Consider the following 22,020-nt stretch of genomic DNA (forward strand, 5'->3'; position numbering starts at 1 on the left):
GAATGATATAACGTATTCTATCTTCGCTGTTTAATTCACGATATGCGATATTTGTTATTACTGACCTGTCTGCTTACGCAGATAATGGTGAAAGCCCAGCAACTCCACCCTTATAATGATTATGTTCATAACTTCTCCCTGTCTATACCTGAAAAATGGCGGTACTGGAAAAACCTTGACAGCATCCACGTGTTGCTGCTGGCCCAGAACCCGGACGCACCAAAGATCCACGACAACTATAATGTAACGGTAGTCATGGACCCCGGTTCCAATGTAGACTCTTCTTTTGCGCACTTAATGTACTATACGTCCATCAACCGCTTAAAAGTGCTGGATACCGGCACCTATGTGGTGGATGGAAAGCGTATCCGCTGGTACGAGGACATACATCTGGGCCGGTCCGGAATTGACACCATAGTTGCATTTAATTTCCTGCTGTACAACAAGGACAGGGCCTATCTGCTTACCTGCGCCACCACTCCCAACAGGCGCAAGCTGGTAAAACCACTCTTCCATAGCATCGCCCAAACGTTCAAAACAGGTTTGCCTATACCGGTAGAAGTATTAAAGATAGATTTATCAGGAGATACCCAATGGGAAAAAGTGGCAGAAAACGGGAATGAACTGGTCAGCAGCTATCAGCTGGCGCCTGCAGGCGAGTCACTAAAAAACTGGACAAGATTACTGAATTTCACTACTATAAAATCCGCGGCAGCAACGGATATCAGCGCCATCCTTTCCAACATGAAAGCGCAGGCAGAAAAAGAATACACGGCGCCTGCCATCACTATACTGGCCAATGATCCTAATTACGGTATGATAAAAATCGAAACAAACGAAAGCTCCAATGAAGCCAACCTCTTCTTTATCAGGAAAGGTGATGCCGGCATTCATATGATAGGCTATATGGTGCATCGTCCGCAATTCAATCCTGGCGAAGCAGAACACTGGCAGGAGCTTTTCATGAAAGGTAAGCTCGTGATAGAATAATTATCTTACTAAAAATATAAAAAGCAAAACGAGGGCCTTTAACGGTCCTCGTTTTGCTTTTTATAGTAACGTCTAAACCCCTACGATTTAATAAACGCCAGTATATCTTTATTGATCGTTTCTGCCTCTGTAGTGGGCATGCCATGCGGGAAACCCGGATAGGTAATCAGTTTTCCATGTTTGAGCAGCTTAGCCGCCTTTACGCCGCAGATCTGGTACGGCACGATCTGATCATCTTCACCGTGTAGTACCAGCACAGGAATATCCACGCCTTTAAGGTCTTCTGTAAAATCTGTTTCAGAGAAAGCCTTGATGCATTCATAATGTGCGTTGATGGCGCCCATCATACTTTGCCGCCACCAGTTATCACGCACGCCTTCTTTAATATTGGCGCCCGGGCGGTTATAGCCATAGAAAGGCAATGAAAAATCCTTAAAGTACTGCAGCCTGTCTGTAGCGGTTTTCAAACGTATTTCATCAAATACGCTCAGCGGTACCCCATCAGGATTGCTGGCGCTCTGCACCATCACCGGCGTTACGGCACTCACCAGCACCGCCTTTGCTACCCTGCCTTTGCCATACTTATATACATACCGGATCACTTCTCCGCCACCGGTCGAGTGCCCGATGTGAATGGCATCTTTCAAGTCGAGTGCGGTGGTAAGCTCAGCCACATCGGCGGCGTAGGTATCCATATTATGACCGCCGGATGTCTGGGTGGAGCGGCCATGGCCACGTCTGTCGTGCGCAATCACACGGTAACCCTGCTGTAGAAAAAATAGCATCTGCGTATCCCAGTCGTCGCCGGAGAGCGGCCATCCATGGTGAAATACAATAGGCTGCCCGGAACCCCAGTCTTTATAATACATTTCGGTTCCACCTTTCAGTTTTAGCTTACTCATAAAAAATGCTTTACATTTAAGTTTATGTACTTACAGTTGCATCATTTCAAACCAGGGAAGCCTTCATTTTGTTCAGGGGCTTTTTACAATTAAAAGTTACTTAAGGTAACCGGCAGGGTATATCCCCTGGCAGCTTTTCTAAATGCCTATCGATCACTATATTCAATATATTTGTGGCTTGTAATTTATACATATGAAATATATTTTTCTTGTAGCCTGTGTTCTGACTGTATTTGCTGCCCAAGCGCAGCAGCTGCCCTTTGAATTTAAAGACCGTATTAATAAATTCAGCATTACTATTCCCAAAAACTGGTCGTACCGAAAGCCTGATACACTTACCATTGCTGTTTCTGCAAGGAGTAAGGAAAAGATTGACACCATGCCTGTTCCGGATATTTTCAATGTAACCGTATTGCCCATAGCGGGTATGAACAGCGAGGAAGCCTTTGCAAAGATGCAGGAGCAACTGAGTCAGACCAATAACCGGACGATTGAAAAAGGGGTGTATACCTCCGGCCGTCAGAAATTATACTGGGCTGATAATATCATTCCTCCTTTCGGAACATTCGACAGTGTATATTCGGCAGTATTTGTTATGTCTAACCGTTTTCGTGTTTATGTAATATCCTGTACTACTACTGCTGAGCGGTATAAGCTGCTAAAACCGAATTTCCACGCCATCGCGAAATCATTTAAATGTTTTCAGCAGCCAGCCCCGGAGGCTTTCACCATTCACCTCCCCGATGATAATGTATGGGTAGCAACAGACGAAGTCAAAGACCCGGAAATGGGCACCATGTATTACGTTCATCCGGAAAGAGAAAACATGGAGAACTACAAAACTGCCATCTGGTTCCTTCGCTCCCCGTTTCCTCCCGGATTGACACTTAAATCGCTTGTAAAAAGTTTTACAGAGAGCAAAATAGAGGAGAATGGGAATATGAAAATCGTGAAGATCCTCGAAACAGCAGACAAAGCCATTGTCTCAATGAATGACGCAAAAACAAATGAATACTCTGTAGCCTGTCTTTTCAAAGGTAAAACCAATATGCATATGACCACTTTCATGACCAGAAACAGAACCGTTTCGCCGGAAGAAATGGAAAAATGGATCAATATCCTGAAAGAAGGAAAACTGGTCACAGAATAAATCATCATAGAACGCATTGTAAAAAGAAATGGCCGGAGATACTCCGGCCATTTCTTTTTACAATCATTTTTCAAAAAAGTGCAGGTTAATTCTTTTATATGCTTTTATTCCCGCACCCATATAGCAGGCAGTATTTGTTATTTCACCATCAACTGAAAGATCAGTTATAACCATGCGTAATCAGGCCTTAAACATACGGCCTGACATTCTTTCAACATAAAATCTTACATCATGAAAAAAGTACTGTTATGCTGTGCGTTATTGGTAGCTGCCAACGCTTCATTTGCCGCCCCCACAGAAAATCCTCCAACATCTCCGATTGCCCAGACGGCCAATGACCCTGAATATATTGTTACTATCACGGTAGTAACCAATGTTCTGGGACTGGAAGTACCTGTACCCTTTGCCACCATTTTTGTAAATAATGCAGCTGCGGCAACTACTAATTCCCTGGGAATAGCAGCGAATGTAAAACTAAGACAAGGTGACATCCTTGCGCTTCCGGCTGGTGTTGTACATTGGATCTATAACGAGGGAGATGGTTTAGATCTTAAACTTGTACTACTTGATGTACAACTATAATATTTGTAAACCCTCTAAACATAACATGGCCCGCAGGTATACTACTCCTGCGGGGCATATTATTACGAACGAAATAAGTTAACGTAGTCGTATATGTGATTTCTCTATCAGAAATCAAAAAAGAAAAATATCAGCGCCGCCCATTCCCGTTTAACGCCGGAAGCATACCCTAAAGTTGAATAGTTGCGGTCCAGTACTTTTCCATCTGCTTTTATATAACCCAGTGTCTCATAGCCACTATTCTGGATTTTCCCATCGCTCTTAATATATCCAATAGTAGAATATCCTTTGTCAGTTACCCGGTCCCCTTTTACATAGCCAATGGTCTCATGGCCTGCATTCTCCACCCTGCCATCACTTTTTATATAGCCAGCCGTACTACCGCCGCTATTACGTATAACGCCATCGCTGTTAACTGAATACCTGGAAGTATAATCGTGACTTTTGATGGTCTGGGCTTTTGACAGCATTCCACAGAGCAAAACAGCGAAGAGGAGGAACATTTTTTTCATAACAGTACAAGGGATTATGGGTTTAAATAAAAAACAATCATCTGCAAAAAAGAAAATCCTGTGCCAGATTATTATTTAAGGGAGATAGTTATCAATAAACTGCTATCAGATATGAGAATAGGCAGATTGTTTTTCAATTAATTAATACTCAATTTTTCTAGTTAGATTTTTTACATCCTGCTGGAAAAACAAGCTGTATTATTAACTTTGATCTTAAATTCCTATACCAGCATTCCTATGGAGCAAACAACATCCTACGTCGAAAAGGGCTTTCGGCGTATAATCATCACCGTTAGCTGTCTACTTTGTATCCTCCTGGCGTTCATGAATATTCCTGTCTTTACTGTAGCCTGGCATGATATCAGCGCTCAACTGAACCTTTCTTCCAATGAGATAATCATGATGACGATGGCCTATACAATGGGCAATATTCTTATTATACCTATGAGTCCCTGGTTTGCAGGCTTCTGGGGAAGAAGAAATGCGTTATCACTAGCTATTATCATTTTTATTATCGCCTCTTTTTTGTGCGGCAATGCTACTATCTACTACGAACTGCTGCTCTTTCGGTTCATACAGGGTATCGCCGGCGGCGCCATGCTGATATTAGCACATACCATCCTTACTGAAAGCTGGACGATAGAAAACAGGGTAATATCACAGTTATGGGTCATCTTTGGCATACTTGCAGGGCGGACATACGGAGCAGCCATCAGCGGATATATAACAGATAATTACTCCTGGGCTTATATATTTTTTGCAGATATTCCTGTGGGAATTATTGCCGCCGTTCTCGTTATGCTTAGTGTACGTAATGGAAAATATGATACCCAGCCAGACTGGCGCGGAAATTTACAGCTGGTCATCAGTATCATCATGATATTTCTGGCACAGGGATCAGGCTCACAGAAAAATTTGGTGTTCAACCCTTACAGATGTACCATTTTAATACTTGGGCTCTCCGGCCTGATACTTTATGTAGTCAGACAAAACCGGTTGCTATCATCGGCGGCGGGCAATAGCAGCTGGCAGGACAGCAATTTACGAAAGGGGTTGCTGCTCACCTTAATAGCTACCATAATTATTACTGACAATGGCGCTATACTCGCATCAATGGCTAAACAGGGGGTACATATTTCGGGAAGCCCATTAATACCATGCCTTCTTAGCATGACTGTTACACTGCTGTTAACTGCCTTTGTCATTAAGAATGACAACAACCTGAAATATGCATTTGCAACAGGTTTCACCATAATGATCACCAGTTTCGTACTGACATTTACCATTTCATGGTCAGATCTTTACTGGCTGCTAATTTATCGGTCTGTCGGCTTTGCCATACTAATGTTGGCGTCAAATTATCTGACCCTCTATACGCTCGACAACAAAAGCCTGGGGAAAGGTGTCGCATTGTATCATTTCATATTGGCACTCGGTACCGGCCTCGGTGCAGCGATTGCATTTCTATAAACAAAAAGATCTGCAGGATGCCTGCAGATCTTTCCAACTATTTTTACCAGGTCAGATAATTATATAAATCATCTGCAAAAATCCTACTTCACATATTCCTTAAATATCCCATTGAGCCAGCGTAGCATCAAAAAGATGACCGCCGCGGCCCCACCCAGCAACAGGCAGTTTACCAGGAAATAATTGGCTTTATTATCGTAGGTATCCCAGAGCGTGGCCAGGATACCGGAAAGCTTGTTACCGATAGAAGTAGCCAGGAACCAGCCACCCATCATCAGGGAGGTAATACGCGCAGGACTCAGCTTGGATACCAGCGACAAGCCCATCGGACTCAGGAACAACTCACCTACTGTTATGACGCCATAACATCCTACCAGCCACCACGGCGATGCTTTGATGGCGCCATTGCTGCAAACATATACGGCGCCCACCATCAGCAATGTCGACATCGCTGAAATCAGCAGCCCCCATGCAATTTTAGATGGTGTAGACGGCTCCCTGTTCCTTCTCCGCAGCAATGCAAAAAATGCGACGATCAAAGGCGTCAGCGTAATAACAAAAAACGGGTTGATCGACTGGAATAATTCTGTATTAAACAAACTGATACTGGCGCCTTCGGCCGGCATCTTGTCCGCTGCCACATTCTTAAAGTAAGGCACCTTGCCCCATTCCTTTGCAGGCTTGCCATCGGCAGTACGAATCATTCTGAACTCCCCGTCGAAGGCCGTTACAGAGTCCACCTTATTTTGCACGGTTTCTACCAGGTAGAGTTTTTTCGCTGCCGGTTCTATAACAGCAGGTATTTCTCTGTCTGTATAATACTGTGCCCAGGTAGTTAAAGCGGTTCCATTCTGTTTGAATACGGCCCAGAATACGATCGATACCGCAAAAATGGCCAGCAGCGCTGAAATCGGCTTACGCTCTTTGGGATCAGCTTTTACCAGCAAAGACACAAAGAAGATTAATATCGGGATACAGGCGAATATGAAGGCATCGGTAGAATCGGACCCGAAGATGTTGCCGGGAATAAACCAGGCGCCCACACCCACCACGATCGCCGGCAGGAAAACGACAGAAAAAATTCTGCTCAGCGACATATCTCCTTCCTGCTCCGGTTTTCGTACATCCGCATGACGATAGTGTTTTATACCTATGCTAAAGATGATCACACCCAGGAACATTCCTACGCCGGCAGCGATGAAAGCCGCGCCCCAGCCCACAGTATTACGCAGGAAGGCCGCAAAGAAGTTACAGATAAAAGCACCGATATTAATACCCATATAAAAGATATTATAGCCGGTATCCTTACGACTGCGGTATCGGTCGTCGTTATAAACATTTCCCAGCAGCGTGGAGATATTCGGCTTGAAAAAGCCGTTACCAATGCAGATCAGTCCCAGCGACAGGTAGAAAACCGTCAGGTTATGCACGGCCAGTCCCATATAACCTATGCCCATCAGTATACCACCGATGATAATGGATTTGGTATACCCCAGTTTACGGTCGGCAATGAGGCCGCCCAGGAAAGGCGTCAGGTATACAAAGGCGATGAAGGTACCAAAGATATCAGCAGCAGTGGCCCGGTCCATGCCCCAGCCACCCTTGGTGGTATCGGTAAGGAATAACTGGAAAATACCCAGTATCAGATAAAATCCAAAGCGCTCCCACATCTCGGAAAGAAACAGAAATGGCAAGGCAACAGGATGTTTACGCGTGTTTTGCATATAGGTTTCGTTGTACAGGTTATGCTACAGTGGCGGTAACGCCAAATCGCGAAAATAAGGGAAAGATGGGAATCTATGGAGGGGAAACGGACAAATGGCGCCCCTTTTTAAGAAAAGTTATTTTAACAACGCGCCAGGGGTCATACCGAATTTCTTCTTAAAGGCACGGTGGAAATGCTGGGGATGCGTATAGCCAAGACCGTAGGCTATTTCAGAAATATTATGATCGCCCTGCAATATTTGCTGGCGGGCAGTATGCAGCCGTTCATTACTCACAAACCCAAACACGCTCTGGCCGAACAACAAACGGAATCCCTTCTTCAGCTTAAACTCATTCAGTCCGCATATACCGGCAAGCTCACTGAGCGTAGGTGGGCACAGCAGATGCTCCAGCAGGTAGGTACGTGCATGGTGCAAGCGCTCACGATCCGCACTACGCAGGGTTTCTGGCGGTACAACATGGTCAGCTGCCATCAGCGCGGCACATTGCAAACAAAATAATTGTAATACCTGCGTTTCAATATGTAAGCGGCGTAGTCCCGGCGGAACAGGCATGGTCCATAACTGGCCCAGGACATGCTGTAGCTGCGGACTGAAATACGCTGCCGGGGAATGTATGACAAACGGTTCTCCTTTGTCTATTTTTGCAGCCAATGACTCCAGCTCCGGTGCATAACTGCTGAGTAATGCCATCATTTTCTCCGGCCTGATGTGTACGCCCAGGTTATGAAAGCCTTTATTGCCCGATAGCTCATTCTTTTCCCAGGAGCCGGGACTAAAGAGCATATTGGAATAGCCCTGTTCCATTAACTGGCGGCGGAGCAAACCTTCGTGGGTCTGATACAACTGCCCCGACATCACAAAATTCAGCTCTACAAAAGCATTTTCATTGTAGTGCTGCCAGGAATACTCCGACGGGCCTGCAGCAACATTGCCGTCAGCAATCGCCATATCTCCGCAAACAATAAACTTACCACTCCCGGACACATCGGGCAATGGCAGCCGGTACTGGTGTATCTCCCCTTCCGGGATACGCCAAACGTCGCTGAAGGCAGCAGTATGTGCGGAGGGTTCCATGTATACAAATATAAAGCGGCGATTTTCAAAAATGGTAATTATTAATCCGTTTTGTGCACTCCCCTGCCTTACCCAAACCGGAGCTTTGCAGTAAACAATGACCATGGAAACAACAGCAAAACTACATGTACCGGTATTGATAGCCGGCGGAGGAATAACAGGACTTACAGCGGCATTATTCTTATTACAACAGGGTATCCGGCCGCTGCTGGCAGAAAGGCATCCCGGTACCTCCATCCATCCGCGGGCCAGGGGTTTCGATATCCGTACCATGGAGTTATTCAGGGAGCTGGGCCTGAGTGAGGCCATCAGAGAGGCCGGCAAGGCGCTGGGGCCGGCATGGGGCATCCTGCGGGCCGAAACGCTGGCAGCAGCCATGGCGCCCGTAAAACCCAGGGAAGGAGGCAAAATAACCTATCCCAGTCAGCTCAAAGGCCTGGAACACCTGGCCGCTATGAGTCCGGAAACAGGTGCCCGCTGCACACAAGACCTTGCCGAACCTGTTTTACGTGCCGCCGCAGAAGAACGTGGGGCAGATCTCCGTTTTAGTACTGAAATGACCGGTTTCTCCCAGGACCATCATGGCATCACCGCCACCCTGAAAAACCGCGAAACCGGCGAAATCACTACCATCACAGCCGATTACCTCATCGCTGCTGATGGCGCCAACAGCCCTGTCAGAAAACAATTGAACCTGCCGCTTACCGGCCCCGGTGTGCTGGCCCATTTCCTCAACATCTATTTCGAAGCAGATATGGCTGACCTGGTCCGCGACAGAGAGTTCAGCATCTGTATTATCGACAAGCCGGAAATATTGGGCTTTGTCAGCTCCATTAACAACAGCAACCGCTGGGTATACCAGCTGCGCTATCACCCATCCGCAGGTGAGCAACCAGCCGATTATCCCGAAGCCAGGCTGCTGGGAATACTCCATTCGGCATTAGGAATACCCGACCTTCCTGTAAAAATCTTAAATGTATTACCCTGGGAGATGACCGCCCGCGTAACAGATACCATGCAATCGGGTCGTATTTTTCTTATCGGAGACGCAGCCCATATTATGACGCCATACGGCGGGAAAGGCGCCAATACCGGCATCCAGGATGCACAAAACATTGCCTGGAAAATGGCCGCTGTATTGAAGGGACATGCAGCCCCTTCCCTGCTCAATACCTTCTCGACCGAAAGGCAACCGATAGGACTGGCCAATTCCCTCCGATCTGCTACCCTCGCCGATGCGCAAGGCATGCTGAAAGAAGAGGAAATCTTCCGGCGACAACCGGCAACCCAATACCAGCACTGGCCATCCGACCACCAGGAAAAGCCATCCGAGCTGGAAGCAACCCGCCATTTACGTACGTTGCTCGGCATACCGGATTATCAGTACCCTGTCAATATAACCAGTATAACTCCTGAACTGCCCGCCAGCAAGGTTTTCTATGGTATCCCAGGTACGCGGCTGCCGCACCTCTGGATGGATGAAACCCATGCCACCTCTGTTTTAGACGTAGTTGGCGGGGAATTCACACTCTTTGTAAACGGGGATACCACGCCCTGGAAAGCAGCCCTGGCAAAGCATAGCATTCCTGTACAGCTCATCCCGTTAACCGGGAATATTTTAAAACAGTGGGAAGACAATACGGGATGTCTGCCCGGAGAAGCACTACTGGTACGCCCCGACGGGTTCGTTGCCTGGAGAGGTACAACAGACCTTCCGCTGGAGCAGATTCTTCGTTGATAATGACAGGTAATAATGGTTGTAAGTAAGCACTTACAACCATTTGCATGACTGGCTCAGCACGCCGATTCTTTATGCCCGGAAAACAATATAGGCAGGTATTTGTTTTTTTTCTTTAGATAGATGGCTTCTCTTCCTCGCTTAACAACGGTAGCAACTTCATCCCGGAAAATAATATTTTCATTAAATCCAGCGGTCATGTTTACTATAGTAAGAAAGCACATAAGGCTTGTTTCAATTGCACTGACAATGCTTACATTATTCGAATGGCCCTATATTTCCTATGCGCAACATCGCGGAGGCGGTGGTGGCAGAGGTGGTGCCGGCAGAGGTGGCGGTGGCGGCGCAAGACCACAACGGGCGCAGCCTGCCATGAACAACAGGCAAAGTGCACCACGGCCGCAAAGTCAGAACCGGCCCAACAGAGCACCCACTAACAGGCCACCAAACACGAATTACAGCAGGCCAAACAATAATAACTTTAGTAACAACAGACCCAATAACAACAACCGCCCTGGCAACAACAGGCCCAATAACAACAGGCCTAACAACAACAATAATCAGTTCAGCAACAATAACCGGATAAACAATAACAACAACAGGGTAAACAATAACAGAAACCATATCAACAATGCACATGGCAATAATGTCAATGTAAATATTAACAACAGCCACAACTTCAATTCCTATAATAACAGGAATACGGTGGTAAGAAGAAATAACCTGAACACCTACCATCGTCCGCCATACGTATATGGAGGACGCCGGTATTACTCCTACCATCCATACTACTACCATCCGTACCGTCCGTTTGTATGGGGTCCGGTATGGCATCCGTGGGGGTTCTTCCTCGGCACCCTGGCTGTAACGGCTATTGCCATAACCGTAGCAAACCAGGCTTACCGCTATGACCAGGGCGTCTGGTACCAACCTTCAGGAAGCGGTTACACGGTGGTATCTGCACCGGTTGGCGGTACTGTTACTACCATTCCTTCAGGGTATGAAACGGTAGTGGTCAATAATACCACCAACTATTATTATGGTGGCTCCTATTATGAAAAGAGTGGCTCACAATACAGGGTAGTAGCGCCTCCTGCCGGCGCAGTTGTTACCAACCTGCCGGAAGGTGGCAAGGAAGTCAGATACGGTGACCAGACATATGTACAGGTAGGTGAAACCTATTACCAGCCGGTACAGGTTAATGGTACCTCTAAATATGAAGTTGTACAGATAGAACAATAATATTGATGGATGATGTAGATGTGTGAACGACGGCGCCCCTACAGGGTGCCGTTGTCTTTTCAATCGCTTTTACCGATCATTTCCATTAGAAAATAATGCTTTAAAATACCCGCTTATCTTCAGACCTTTGCAGTATTAAAATCACCGGAGATGGAATTAACTTTTAGAATAGCAACTACCCACGACATCCCTGCCATCTGGGCAATCCTGCAACAGGCCATCCTTCGCAGAAAGGCGGATGGCAGCAACCAGTGGCAGGACGGATATCCCAACGAGGAAGTAGTACAGTCAGACGTAGCCAAAGGCATCGGATTTGTATTAACGAAAGGGGACACCATCGCAGGTTATACCGCTGTTATTATCAATGATGAACCTGCCTATGCCGGCATCGAAGGAAAGTGGCTGACCAACGGCGATTTCATCGTAGTACACCGGGTAGCGATAGCGGAAGAATTTATCGGGCAAGGACTGGCAAAAGCATTGATGAATGCAGTAGAAGATTATGCCCGCAGCAAAGAGATCTACAGCGTTAAAGCAGATACTAACTTCGATAACCCGGGCATGATTAAAACCTTTGAAAAACTGGGCTATCAGTACTGCGGCGAAGTGTATTTCAGAGGAAGTGCAAGAAAAGCCTACGAAAAAGTACTCAGTAAATAGTGAAATAATTTCCCACGGAACAGCCACGGTAGCCAAACGCTGGCTGTTCTACCTATCCACATCACCGTTTCCCCCTACCCCAATTTCCCGGAATAAATGGAAAGCATTAAATTGTAATAAAATTACAAGCATGCACCCCACGGCTATGCATAAACGAAGCATAATGAAAAAACTATCTTTACTGACGCTGGCATTAGCGGGCCTGTTCCTCACCACCAACGCCCAGCAGCCAGTTAAAAAACTCTCTGCCAACTTCATCAACTATTTCGCAGGCTATTATAATGGCGCCGGCACCTTTTCCAATGGCAAACCCATAAAGGCTAATGCGGAAATCCATCTGGCCATGGACAGTAGCTGGCTTATATATGATCATAAAGATGTGCCTCCCAACCAATACAACGCCCATTCTTTGTGGGGCATGGAAGCCAATGGCGACATCATCGCATTCATCTTTGATAACTTCGGTGGTCACCGCCAGTTTAAAGGGAAGTTTTCAGCAGAAAATGGCCTGCTACTCAATAATGCCTACTTAGATAAGAATGGCAATAAACACTATGAGCATTTCATCTACCAGCAGCTACCTGCCGGAGGCCCCCTGAAAATGAGCTATGAAGTAAGCCAGGATAGTATCACCTGGAGAATGATAGATACGTTACATCTTATCAGAAATAAGAAATAATATATAATCGATTAAAGCATTAACGATCTGAAAAGAACTTCGCTCCATTCAAATCGTTAATGCTACTTATTTACCGCTGATGCAGTCACTAAATAAAAGATGCCGATCAGCCATACATTTATACACTGGTACTAATTTGGATATTTCTTCAGCAGTTCGTTAATAGCTTCTAACAGGTCTTCTACAGGCATGTCTTCAACTCCATTAATACTGGGCCCCTCCTCTATATTTCCATTTACGAAAAAAAGGTAAGAGCCTGAATTAAGAACACCATACGTAAGTGGAGTACCCTCACTCACGTCCATTTCACCAACCAGCACCCTGTCATTGTCTTCAAATTTCGTGGCCACCTGGAGCACTTTCTTCGTCTGCTCAGGATCATAGACGTTTGTCTTATCAACAAAGGATACCAGCACAATCGTACCTTTACGGAGTACATACTTCTCGAAGTTATGGTCTGTCAAAATAGGGAGTGTATCCATACATATTTTTTAGGGGTTAAAAAATAAAGCGGGTGTCTGACCAGACACCCGCTTTATTTATACGTAAAAACTTCAGATTCAGTTTTTTGACCTGCAAAAAATCAATCTTTACCATCAACAAAAGTTATACGTTTGCCTTACTCGCAGGCGCCGCAAAAAAATCATCTACGTCACCTACCGCTGTCCTGGTGCAGCGCATAATGATATCCTGCAAATCAGCGCCGCTACTGCGCAACGGATCAATCGCCTTCACCAGTTGGGTTCTCAGCTCATACAATTCTTCCCGGTTAAATTTCTTTGATTGCTTTACCAGCTCCAGTTTCATGCGCGCTTCCTGCTGGTTTTGCTTTGGATTGAAAATGCCATTTAACTGGCTGCATTGATCACACACGCCATTCTTATTAACAAGTGCACAACGGTGATCAAATATCGATGTCATGGTATCCCTGGAATCTTTCAGCAGGTGCTTTATCACCCCTTCCGACTTATCCAGTATCAGCATAATTTCCTTTAAAGAAAAGTCATAGATATCTTTCAGGATCAGTGCTACCTGGTTTTCTATCGGCAGCGTTTTAGAAATGCAGGTGAAACAGAAATCAATATGCTCCTTCATGTCGTAGGCCGCTGCGTTGAAAGTCTGGTGTACGACCCTGAAGCTGCCGCTCACCTCCTTATTGCCGATGGCCAGTGCGGCGCCCTGGTCCTGCGCATCCACAGGCCAGCGTTTCAGCTGACGGAGGTGATCATAGGCCAGGTTGGTGGCTATTTTAAATACCCAGGTTTTCAGGGAAGAGGCCTCGTTAAAGGTGGTTATCTTATCAAATGCCCTGATAAAAGTATCATGCGTCAGATCATCTACATCATTACGATCGGTAACCAGGCGATAGAGGTAAGATTTCAGCTGGGATTGAAATTCGGCAAACAAAGCCTGGAAGGCATTGATATTGCCATTCAGCGCCTCTTTCCGTATGTTTTCTCTTTCCATTTTTTGAGTTTTCTAAAGGATGTAAAACAGGCAGTATCATAATACATTCAGCTTTCCGCAATCTACGTCAACGATATGACTATTAAAAAGAACACCATTTTCTCCAACCAGGAAAGCGGCAGTTTCGCCGAGTTGTTTTAGTGTAGGCGTTGTTTTCAGTATATCGAAATGGGTATAGCGGGTCGACATTTGCGCGGTGGATACACCCGCCAGCGCCGCGAAGTCGTGGATCATTCCCTGAATTTTTTTAGTTTCCAGCAGTGCGCCCGAACAGATGCAGATCGATTTGATTCCGTACTGCCCGAATTCTGCCGCCATCACACGTGTCAGGCCTTCTATCGCTGCACACGCAGCCGCAAAACCCGCCATGTTCGGCGTTTTGGTTTTAGCCATGGAGGCGGAAAGCAGCAACAAGGTTCCTTCAGATTTAGTCTGCATCATGTAACGGGCTGCTACTCTTGATGTAAGAAACTGCGATCCGCAAATCTTTTGCAGCGGGTGCAGGAACTGTTCGAAAGTGGCGACGGTTGTAGGGGTGCCACTACCGGCATCTTTATAGTAAGATCCAATGCCGTTGAAAACCATATCCAGTCTGCCGTTTGCTGCCACCACCTGTTGCAGGTAGCTGTCGATATGGGTTTCATCCATGGCATCTACCATACCTGCTTCCGCCCACCCGCCGCTGGCGTTGATATCATTGGCCAGCGCGCTGACCTTCTCCAGGTTTTTAGCCGTTACATACACTCTGGCGCCGTGTAAGGCAAAGGCACGGGCTACTGCCGCTGCAATCTCTCCCGAAGCCGCAAATACCACGGCAATTTTGTCTTTTAAGTTTTCCATGCAGGATGCTTTTCCTTTTGGACGCAGAAGCGGTGCGAAATGATCGGGTTTTAAAACAATTTTACATTTACTATATATAATAAATTGATTATTATTTAAATAGATTTTAGTTTTAGGGAGATAGAAATAATCCATATATATTAGTTGGATAATCATCTACCCCAAAAATTATTATGTCTGCAACCCCAATCGTAGCTAACACGCTGGACGACGTACTGGCAAAACTGGAAAGCATCATTGCCAGGTCTATCAAAGAGAAAGACCGCAGCGGATATTTTGCTGCACTGTATTACAAGGTAACTTTAAAAGTAAAGGAAGGCATAGCGGCCGGACAGTTTGGCGATGGCGCCAACATCTCCCGGCTGGATGTTCAGTTTGCCAACAGGTATTTTCAGGCCTATGATCAGTGGCAGCAGGGCAAGCCGGTTACTAAGTCGTGGGAAGTGGCACTCAACGCAACGAAGCAGCGTTCCTGCCTGATCCTGCAGCATTTGCTACTGGGTATGAATGCGCATATCAACCTGGACCTGGGTATCGCCACCTGTGAAGTGGCAGCGGGCAACCTGGAGGCTATCAGAACAGATTACAATAACATCAACCTGATTCTCTCCTCGCTGACCTATGGCGTCATCAGTCAACTGAATATCCTATCGCCCTTTATGTCTGTACTGGGTTTTCGGGGAACAAGGTCTAATTCAATGCTGGTGCAGTTTAGTATGGGCAATGCCCGCGATGGTTCCTGGTGTTTTGCAGAAGTACTTGCCCAACAACAAGGCACTGCCTGGAATGATTGTATCACGCAACGCGACAGCGAAATTGCTGAACTGGGTGGAAGTCTGATAAAGAACAGCGGGTTTCTGAAAATAGGTATCTGGCTGATACATCTTTTCGAAAACAAAAATGTACGCTATATCATCGATGTACTCAACGACTTTAAAAAGCCCTATAAAAAAGAGTTGGCGGGATTTAAATTTATCAGCAAAAACAAAGGCCTGTAAACAATTACAGGCCTTTACTATCTTCCTGAAAAAATTTATTTCGATTTCATATAATTAAACCGGTATACAAACCCTGCACCTCCGTCGCTGACCAGTTGCTGTGTTTGCAGGTAACCGCTCACCTGGTCATAGGTATTGATATAATTAACGATGTAGGTACCGCCAATACCGGCATCACTTCTATCGAGATTTAACTGTGTAAAATTATTTTTTCCCGGGGAGAAGACCACCAGGTCTGTATTATTGGCATTTACCAGGAGATACCAGGCATAAGGATTTGTTTTAGCTATCCAGTTCATGCCATTATCTCTGGTATCACAGGTAAAAGCAGCTTTAACTGCCTGGTTCTGGCTAACGGCGCCGGAACTGGACACTACATAACCGCAGTAATTTTGTGAAAGCAGGTTGCCATTGCCATAGTTCCATTCCGTATAATTCAGCCTGGTGCCATTCTGATTACGGATGGTATCTTTACTGCCTTCCAGGATGAAGCCATCAGCGGTAAGTTTGTACTCCTGACCATTGGCCATCACAAACGGTTTCCCGCTATTGGGATCATAATGGTAGGCGGTTACTCTATCCGTGCTGTATACCAGCGTATCCACCGAATGAAGCGCTGTGCTGCCGGTCAGGTATGCATGTACTGCAATACATTGTCCGGCGGAATTATAGCTAAACTGGTAATACTTCAGGTAACCTTCCGCTGTTCTGTTGGTAATATAAATTCTGTCGATCCTGTTGTTGCTGCTATAGGAAAAGCTGTCCAGCGGAATATTGCCCTGATATATCGTACTGGGAAGATAAACCGGCGCCGGAACGGGTGCAGCAACGTCGTTGCTACTTTTGCTACATGCTACTGCTAAAGTCTGCGCTAATGCTGCCGCAATGGCCAATTGCCTGAATTTCATGGCGGATATATACGGTTAGGCTCGTTGTGAAATATGCCCTTGTTGGCAAAGACACGCAAAAGTATAAAATATATTTTATCGCTTACTACGCTGGCATAAATTGTCGGCATCACCCCTTTGATTGGCGTATTTGTACCCCGGATCATTGCAGGAAGCATGTTAAGTTTGTATCCTACTAAACAGCAAAAAAAATGGATACAGCAGCATTGGTAGCCTCCATAGACCAGTTAAGTGCGGAATTACAGCAGACACTCGCCGCATTTACCACCGAACAGTTAAATACCATTCCTTTTGAAGGTAGCTGGACGGCCGCACAGGTGGCAGAACACATACAAAAGTCAGTGAATGCCGACGTGCTCTATGGCAAGGTAGAAAAAAGGCCTGCACAGGAAGATAAACTGGAAGGGCTGCGTAAGATATTTCTGAATTTTGATATCAAAATGCAATCACCGGATTTCATTATTCCCTCGGGCCGGTTTCATGAGAAAGAAGCGCTTCTGGCTGATCTTAGCGAACGGTGGCAGCGCATCAGCGTTGCCGCGCAAACGCTGGATCTTTCCCTTACCTGTCTTGATTTTGAAATGCCTGGGATGGGCTACCTGACAAGGTACGAGCTGATAGGGTTCTTTGTGGTACATACGACCCGGCATATTCATCAGCTAAAAAAAATCCAGCCTTATGTTATAAAATAACGTGTAGCCTGAAAAGTGATGTACTCCTCTGCTTTTCAGGCTATTAATTCCTACATGTAAAATACGTTAAAACGATGCCCATCAGGATCGGTAAACACAAAGCCGTAATACCCTTCCCCGAAGGTTTCCGGTGCTGACACAAGCGTACCGCCAGCATTACGTATCTCCTCAGCCCAGCTATCTACAGCTGCTTTACTATCTGCCCCGATAGTAAATATGATTTCATTGCCCTCTTTTGTAGCGGCCAGTGGCCCTTTCATAGCAGGCGCGAGTACATCTTTCAGAAAAAAATGAATGATAAAATTATCATCGCCGAAGAAGAAGCTGGTCAGCTGATCAGAGGCGCCATTGTGCTTAAACCCTAACCGGGAATAGAACGCAGTGGTGCGCTCCAGGTCCTGTACAGCAAAATTGGCCCATATCTTTTTTGGATGCATAAGCAGATGGTTTATGTTCAATGAAGACTAATGTAAATTACACTTTCATTTTTGAAACCAGTCTCAAAAAGTACATAGGCCTAAATCTCCGGAAAGAACATGGCCATTGCTTCTTTGGCGACTACTTCTCTTAATGAAATGCCGCCATCCTCCAGTTTAAGGGCCAGACAATATGTTTTTTTCTCAGGTGAATATATCCCTTGTAAAATTACCTTGATACAATTTGCGACTGGGTCTGCTGCGAATAGATTATGATCAAAGTTGCTAAGCAATGTTTCGAATTCCTTTGATTCGAGCGTGTCAAGTCCCTTCCAGTCAGCCCAGATGTACCACATATCCTGCGTGTAATTCGAAAGGCTTCCGACCGCATGGCCATTCCAGATGACGCTATACTTTAAATCCATAGGCATAGGTTTAAGGCAGCATAATACTGTAATTTCAGCAGCAAAGCAAATACGCCAGCCTTAATGATATCCCTGCTGCACGTAGTCGGTATTACTTGTCTGTCAACAGATTAATTGCTGCCGGCGTTGATCAGCAGACGCGTGCCGTCCATGCTTTTTACCTACTGTGATATTCCCGCATAGAAATCCACTAAATTGAACGCCAATTAGTTTTGCTTTAGGATTTGCGATTCACCAAAAAGGATGAAAGAAATATAATTGCTTAGAGAAAGAATTGAAAAAATCAGACCTGAACCACCTGTGTCGTTTAGCCCATATTGTTTGCTGTAGCTGTTAAGTACCCGGTTTTGTTATAATTTCTGAGACTCAGATTTCCTGCTGTTTTGTTCAACCAATCAGAACAATGTTCAATCATTGCAAGGCCAACATTTATTAACCAAATAACCCGCTGTTAGAAGGTCAACTTTTAGTAATCATTTTATTAACCAAATCTACTTGTTATGCTCCGTTTCTCCTCGCTTATGAGTTTGCTTATGCTCATAAGTACCTTATCATTCGCACAGGCCAGGCGTATCAGTGGCCAGGTTACAGATGCAAAGAGTGGTACTGTTTTGCCAGGTGTCACTGTAAAAATCAAAGGCACCAATACTGGTACCATTTCGCTGATCAACGGTAATTATGAACTCAACGTACCGGAAAAAGCGACGACCCTGATATTTTCTTTTCTTGGATATATTGACCAGGAAGTAGTGATTGGCAGCCGGCAGGTGATCAACATTTCACTGGGTTTCGGCAACACCAAAGATATATCTGAAGTAGTGGTGGTGGGATATGGTAGTCAGAATAAGCGGGAACTGACTGGTTCTGTCAGCAAAATTGCTTCTAAGGAAGTTGCCAACCAGCCGGTATCCAGCTTCGAATCGTCTATACAGGGTAAAGCCCCCGGCGTGGTAATAGAATCCGGTAGCGGTAAGGTAGGTCAGAGTCTCAAGATCCGTATCCGTGGTACATCCTCCATATCAGCCAGCAGTCAGCCGTTATATGTTATAGATGGAATGCCGGTAATGTCTACCAGTATGTCCGACCCCGGCAACGACCCTACGAACCCATTGGTAGACCTCAACCCCAATGATATTGAATCAGTAGAGATATTGAAAGATGCCTCCGCAGCTGCCATCTATGGTGCAAGGGCGGCAAACGGTGTGGTGCTGATCACCACCAAAAAAGGGAAAGCCGGTGAAGGTACCAAAATAGAACTCAACCTGAATAGTAGTGTTGCCAAACCTACTATCAGACGTAAATTCCTGAATACGCAGCAATATGCCACGCTTATCGAAGAAGCAGCCACTAACGATGGTAAATATGATTTCGCCAATCAGGTAAGTGGTTTCGCAACAGAAGCAGATGCCATCGCCTATTACAAAGGCCGTGTAGACAAAAGAATGACGGCACTTGCGGGCGGTGATGGCTGGAAAACCGGCGCTATCAATACCGACTGGCAGGACCAGGAATTCCGGAATAGCGCACATACCAACCAGATAGACCTCTCTGCCTCCGGTGGCAACGAAAAAACAAAATATTTCGCATCTGGCTCTTATTCAGACCAGGAAGCCATCGTAATCGTCAACAGATTCAAAAGATATGGCGCCCGTTTGAATATCGAACATACCGCCAGTTCAAAATTATCTTTTGGTGTCAATATGGGAATTTCCCGTACAGAATTGAACCGTATTTCCAACGACGACGCCTTCTCCACGCCAGGTCAGCTGGTAGCGCAGGTACCGTTTACGCGTCCTTACGACTCTACCGGAGAGCCTAATCCAAATACTTTATACTACAATGGATTGATCAGTAAGAAGTATGAATATAACAGGCAGGTATCTTTCCGTACCATAGGCAATGCCTTCCTGAATTACAATTTCATTCCCACACTGGCTTTCAGATCCGAGGTAGGAACAGATATCTATACCCTTAACGAAGATTTCTACCAGGGTAAGCTGACACAGGATGGCGGTGGCATCGGCAGAGGAGGTAATAACATCACACAGAACGTTATCCTCAACACCAATAACTACTTCACCTATACGCCGCACCTGGGCGACAAACACAATTTCTCTGCCGTATTGGGTATGAGCTACCTTCAAAATAACAACCGGGGTAATGGTGTCAGTGGCGAAAACTATCCGTCAGACGCCGTGAAAACATTATCCGGCGCCGGAACGATTACCGGTGGTACTTCTACCGACCAGGACTATACTTTCCTTTCCTATTTCCTCCGTGCCAACTATAACTATAAAGGCAAATACCTGGCCTCCTTCAGTATACGTACAGACGGCTCTTCCCGTTTCGGACCAGAAGACCGTTATGGCTGGTTTCCTGCAGGTTCCCTGGGCTGGGTAATATCAGATGAAAACTTCCTCAAAGGAAGCAAGACCGTGAATTTGCTGAAAATAAGGGCCAGCTATGGTAAAACAGGGAATGCGGAGATCGGGGAAAACAACTTCTATACCCTGTTAAGCATCACCAACTACCCAATGCTGCCGGGCTTTCAGCCAACACAGCTGGGTGATCCCAGGCTACACTGGGAAAGTACACAACAGACAGATGCAGGGCTGGAATTTGGATTGTTCGACAATCGCCTGAGCGGTGAAATAGATTACTATAACAAACAAACCACCGACCTGTTGCTGAGAACAAACGTACCAGCCAGCAGTGGCTACGGAACGATATACGAAAACGTAGGATCGATGGAAAACAAAGGCGTGGAAATATTACTGAACTCCAGGAATATTCAGACCAGGAACTTTACCTGGACTACCTCCCTGAACCTGGCATACAACAAGAACAAGGTTAAATCCATCGAAGGCCAGATTATTGAAAGCGGTGTGCAACGTGCAGTGGAAGGCCAGCCTATCGGCGTTTTCTATATGCAGCGCTATGCAGGCGTAGACCCTAATAACGGAGACGCGTTATATTATACTGCTGACGGCAAAAAAACAAATGATTACTCCCAGGCCGACAGAGGCGTGGTGGGTAAATCAAACCCCGACTGGACAGGTGGTTTCACCAATACCTTCAGCTACAAAGGGATTGACCTGAGCGTATTATTCACCTTCGTCACCGGCAACCAGATTTACAATCAAGCCGGCCAGTACCAGTCTGTAGGATTTGGTGGCGGCTACGATAACCAGACCATCGACCAGATGGACAGGTGGCAAAAACCTGGTGATATCACCAATATACCAAGGCTCTCCCACTTCTTCGGAAATGGCAACCAGGCCCCTTCTTCACAATGGATATACGACGGCTCCTACATCCGCCTCAAACAGGTAACACTTGGATATAATCTTCCTAAATCTGTCTTAAATCCTGTAAAACTGAACGGCGCACGCCTGTTCGTTGCAGGATATAACCTCTGGACCAAAACCAAATACTTCAGCGATCCTGAAGTAAACAGTAATACCCTGGGAAATATCACCGGAGGCATAGACTTCTATACGGTTCCACAGGCGAAAACAGTAACGGTCGGACTGAATGTGAAATTCTAA

The 22,020-nt window shown here is 45.9% G+C and carries 21 protein-coding genes; 11 read left to right on the forward strand and 10 right to left on the reverse strand.

Going from position 1 to position 22,020, the window contains the following annotated elements; translation table 11 throughout:
• Window positions 1–42 precede the first annotated feature (42 nt).
• Entirely contained in the window at window positions 43–990 is a 948-nt protein-coding gene (locus F3J22_RS23920; RefSeq protein WP_167020448.1) for a hypothetical protein, read from the forward strand.
• An 80-nt stretch (window positions 991–1,070) separates the two neighbouring features.
• Here the strand turns inward: F3J22_RS23920 and F3J22_RS23925 are convergent, their stop codons facing one another.
• Window positions 1,071–1,892, reverse strand: a complete 822-nt coding sequence (locus tag F3J22_RS23925; RefSeq protein ID WP_167020449.1) for an alpha/beta fold hydrolase — start codon at window positions 1,890–1,892, stop codon at window positions 1,071–1,073.
• Between the two features lie 193 nt (window positions 1,893–2,085).
• Between F3J22_RS23925 and F3J22_RS23930 the strand changes: the two genes are divergently transcribed.
• A complete protein-coding gene (locus F3J22_RS23930; protein WP_167020450.1) occupies window positions 2,086–3,042 on the forward strand; it encodes a hypothetical protein in 957 nt (318 codons plus the stop codon).
• 231 nt (window positions 3,043–3,273) lie between these two features.
• On the forward strand, window positions 3,274–3,624 hold the full coding sequence (locus tag F3J22_RS23935; protein WP_167020451.1) for a cupin domain-containing protein: 351 nt from the start codon (window positions 3,274–3,276) through the stop codon (window positions 3,622–3,624).
• Between the two features lie 107 nt (window positions 3,625–3,731).
• Here the strand turns inward: F3J22_RS23935 and F3J22_RS23940 are convergent, their stop codons facing one another.
• Window positions 3,732–4,136 carry a 5-fold beta-flower protein gene (locus F3J22_RS23940; protein WP_167020452.1) on the reverse strand — a complete coding sequence of 135 codons (405 nt, stop codon included), beginning with the start codon at window positions 4,134–4,136 and terminating at the stop codon, window positions 3,732–3,734.
• A 237-nt stretch (window positions 4,137–4,373) separates the two neighbouring features.
• Here F3J22_RS23940 and F3J22_RS23945 point away from each other — a divergent pair, with 237 nt between their 5' ends.
• A complete protein-coding gene (locus F3J22_RS23945) occupies window positions 4,374–5,606 on the forward strand; it encodes an MFS transporter (RefSeq protein ID WP_167020453.1) in 1,233 nt (410 codons plus the stop codon).
• Window positions 5,607–5,689: 83 nt separating this feature from the next.
• Here F3J22_RS23945 and F3J22_RS23950 read toward each other — a convergent pair whose 3' ends face one another.
• A complete protein-coding gene (locus tag F3J22_RS23950) occupies window positions 5,690–7,330 on the reverse strand; it encodes a peptide MFS transporter (RefSeq protein ID WP_167020454.1) in 1,641 nt (546 codons plus the stop codon).
• Window positions 7,331–7,447: 117 nt separating this feature from the next.
• Window positions 7,448–8,407 carry an AraC family transcriptional regulator gene (locus F3J22_RS23955; protein ID WP_167020455.1) on the reverse strand — a complete coding sequence of 320 codons (960 nt, stop codon included), beginning with the start codon at window positions 8,405–8,407 and terminating at the stop codon, window positions 7,448–7,450.
• Window positions 8,408–8,510: 103 nt separating this feature from the next.
• On the opposite strand from F3J22_RS23955, the gene F3J22_RS23960 reads away from it, so the two are divergent.
• From F3J22_RS23960 to F3J22_RS23975, 4 genes are all read left to right on the forward strand, one after another.
• Window positions 8,511–10,145: an FAD-dependent oxidoreductase gene (locus F3J22_RS23960; protein ID WP_167020456.1), complete on the forward strand. Its 1,635-nt coding sequence runs from the start codon at window positions 8,511–8,513 to the stop codon at window positions 10,143–10,145.
• Window positions 10,146–10,394: 249 nt separating this feature from the next.
• Window positions 10,395–11,387: a DUF6515 family protein gene (locus F3J22_RS23965; RefSeq protein WP_167020457.1), complete on the forward strand. Its 993-nt coding sequence runs from the start codon at window positions 10,395–10,397 to the stop codon at window positions 11,385–11,387.
• Between the two features lie 150 nt (window positions 11,388–11,537).
• Window positions 11,538–12,047, forward strand: coding sequence for a GNAT family N-acetyltransferase (locus F3J22_RS23970; RefSeq protein WP_167020458.1), 510 nt, complete (start codon window positions 11,538–11,540; stop codon window positions 12,045–12,047).
• 163 nt (window positions 12,048–12,210) lie between these two features.
• Window positions 12,211–12,726, forward strand: coding sequence for a hypothetical protein (locus tag F3J22_RS23975; protein ID WP_167020459.1), 516 nt, complete (start codon window positions 12,211–12,213; stop codon window positions 12,724–12,726).
• Window positions 12,727–12,857: 131 nt separating this feature from the next.
• Here F3J22_RS23975 and F3J22_RS23980 read toward each other — a convergent pair whose 3' ends face one another.
• The 3 genes from F3J22_RS23980 to F3J22_RS23990 form a co-directional block, all read right to left on the reverse strand.
• Window positions 12,858–13,208, reverse strand: a complete 351-nt coding sequence (locus F3J22_RS23980) for a hypothetical protein (protein WP_167020460.1) — start codon at window positions 13,206–13,208, stop codon at window positions 12,858–12,860.
• Window positions 13,209–13,332: 124 nt separating this feature from the next.
• On the reverse strand, window positions 13,333–14,193 hold the full coding sequence (locus F3J22_RS23985; protein ID WP_167020461.1) for an RNA polymerase sigma factor: 861 nt from the start codon (window positions 14,191–14,193) through the stop codon (window positions 13,333–13,335).
• A 36-nt stretch (window positions 14,194–14,229) separates the two neighbouring features.
• Entirely contained in the window at window positions 14,230–15,033 is an 804-nt protein-coding gene (locus tag F3J22_RS23990) for an SDR family oxidoreductase (RefSeq protein ID WP_167020462.1), read from the reverse strand.
• 173 nt (window positions 15,034–15,206) lie between these two features.
• Here F3J22_RS23990 and F3J22_RS23995 point away from each other — a divergent pair, with 173 nt between their 5' ends.
• Window positions 15,207–16,031, forward strand: a complete 825-nt coding sequence (locus tag F3J22_RS23995) for a DUF5995 family protein (protein WP_167020463.1) — start codon at window positions 15,207–15,209, stop codon at window positions 16,029–16,031.
• A 35-nt stretch (window positions 16,032–16,066) separates the two neighbouring features.
• On the opposite strand, the gene F3J22_RS24000 is transcribed toward F3J22_RS23995, so the two are convergent.
• Window positions 16,067–16,939 (reverse strand): hypothetical protein, encoded by an 873-nt coding sequence (locus tag F3J22_RS24000; RefSeq protein WP_167020464.1) that lies wholly within the window; start codon window positions 16,937–16,939, stop codon window positions 16,067–16,069.
• A gap of 191 nt (window positions 16,940–17,130) precedes the next feature.
• On the opposite strand from F3J22_RS24000, the gene F3J22_RS24005 reads away from it, so the two are divergent.
• Window positions 17,131–17,631 carry a DinB family protein gene (locus tag F3J22_RS24005; protein ID WP_167020465.1) on the forward strand — a complete coding sequence of 167 codons (501 nt, stop codon included), beginning with the start codon at window positions 17,131–17,133 and terminating at the stop codon, window positions 17,629–17,631.
• Window positions 17,632–17,681: 50 nt separating this feature from the next.
• Here F3J22_RS24005 and F3J22_RS24010 read toward each other — a convergent pair whose 3' ends face one another.
• On the reverse strand, window positions 17,682–18,068 hold the full coding sequence (locus F3J22_RS24010) for a VOC family protein (protein WP_167020466.1): 387 nt from the start codon (window positions 18,066–18,068) through the stop codon (window positions 17,682–17,684).
• 80 nt (window positions 18,069–18,148) lie between these two features.
• Window positions 18,149–18,472: a hypothetical protein gene (locus F3J22_RS24015; protein WP_167020467.1), complete on the reverse strand. Its 324-nt coding sequence runs from the start codon at window positions 18,470–18,472 to the stop codon at window positions 18,149–18,151.
• A 533-nt stretch (window positions 18,473–19,005) separates the two neighbouring features.
• On the opposite strand from F3J22_RS24015, the gene F3J22_RS24020 reads away from it, so the two are divergent.
• On the forward strand, window positions 19,006–22,020 hold the full coding sequence (locus tag F3J22_RS24020; protein WP_205195543.1) for a TonB-dependent receptor: 3,015 nt from the start codon (window positions 19,006–19,008) through the stop codon (window positions 22,018–22,020).

Origin of the sequence: Chitinophaga sp. Cy-1792, assembly GCF_011752935.1 — a bacterium.
In the GTDB taxonomy this organism is placed as follows: domain Bacteria; phylum Bacteroidota; class Bacteroidia; order Chitinophagales; family Chitinophagaceae; genus Chitinophaga.

Bases quoted from the DNA above. Each gene is read 5' to 3' on its own strand.
- F3J22_RS23920 (WP_167020448.1), top strand. From the start codon at position 43: ATGCGATATTTGTTATTACTGACCTGTCTGCTTACGCAGATAATGGTG.
- F3J22_RS23925 (WP_167020449.1), bottom strand. From the start codon at position 1,892: ATGAGTAAGCTAAAACTGAAAGGTGGAACCGAAATGTATTATAAAGAC.
- F3J22_RS23930 (WP_167020450.1), top strand. From the start codon at position 2,086: ATGAAATATATTTTTCTTGTAGCCTGTGTTCTGACTGTATTTGCTGCC.
- F3J22_RS23935 (WP_167020451.1), top strand. From the start codon at position 3,274: ATGAAAAAAGTACTGTTATGCTGTGCGTTATTGGTAGCTGCCAACGCT.
- F3J22_RS23940 (WP_167020452.1), bottom strand. From the start codon at position 4,136: ATGAAAAAAATGTTCCTCCTCTTCGCTGTTTTGCTCTGTGGAATGCTG.
- F3J22_RS23945 (WP_167020453.1), top strand. From the start codon at position 4,374: ATGGAGCAAACAACATCCTACGTCGAAAAGGGCTTTCGGCGTATAATC.
- F3J22_RS23950 (WP_167020454.1), bottom strand. From the start codon at position 7,330: ATGCAAAACACGCGTAAACATCCTGTTGCCTTGCCATTTCTGTTTCTT.
- F3J22_RS23955 (WP_167020455.1), bottom strand. From the start codon at position 8,407: ATGGAACCCTCCGCACATACTGCTGCCTTCAGCGACGTTTGGCGTATC.
- F3J22_RS23960 (WP_167020456.1), top strand. From the start codon at position 8,511: ATGGAAACAACAGCAAAACTACATGTACCGGTATTGATAGCCGGCGGA.
- F3J22_RS23965 (WP_167020457.1), top strand. From the start codon at position 10,395: ATGCTTACATTATTCGAATGGCCCTATATTTCCTATGCGCAACATCGC.
- F3J22_RS23970 (WP_167020458.1), top strand. From the start codon at position 11,538: ATGGAATTAACTTTTAGAATAGCAACTACCCACGACATCCCTGCCATC.
- F3J22_RS23975 (WP_167020459.1), top strand. From the start codon at position 12,211: ATGAAAAAACTATCTTTACTGACGCTGGCATTAGCGGGCCTGTTCCTC.
- F3J22_RS23980 (WP_167020460.1), bottom strand. From the start codon at position 13,208: ATGGATACACTCCCTATTTTGACAGACCATAACTTCGAGAAGTATGTA.
- F3J22_RS23985 (WP_167020461.1), bottom strand. From the start codon at position 14,193: ATGGAAAGAGAAAACATACGGAAAGAGGCGCTGAATGGCAATATCAAT.
- F3J22_RS23990 (WP_167020462.1), bottom strand. From the start codon at position 15,033: ATGGAAAACTTAAAAGACAAAATTGCCGTGGTATTTGCGGCTTCGGGA.
- F3J22_RS23995 (WP_167020463.1), top strand. From the start codon at position 15,207: ATGTCTGCAACCCCAATCGTAGCTAACACGCTGGACGACGTACTGGCA.
- F3J22_RS24000 (WP_167020464.1), bottom strand. From the start codon at position 16,939: ATGAAATTCAGGCAATTGGCCATTGCGGCAGCATTAGCGCAGACTTTA.
- F3J22_RS24005 (WP_167020465.1), top strand. From the start codon at position 17,131: ATGGATACAGCAGCATTGGTAGCCTCCATAGACCAGTTAAGTGCGGAA.
- F3J22_RS24010 (WP_167020466.1), bottom strand. From the start codon at position 18,068: ATGCATCCAAAAAAGATATGGGCCAATTTTGCTGTACAGGACCTGGAG.
- F3J22_RS24015 (WP_167020467.1), bottom strand. From the start codon at position 18,472: ATGGATTTAAAGTATAGCGTCATCTGGAATGGCCATGCGGTCGGAAGC.
- F3J22_RS24020 (WP_205195543.1), top strand. From the start codon at position 19,006: ATGCTCATAAGTACCTTATCATTCGCACAGGCCAGGCGTATCAGTGGC.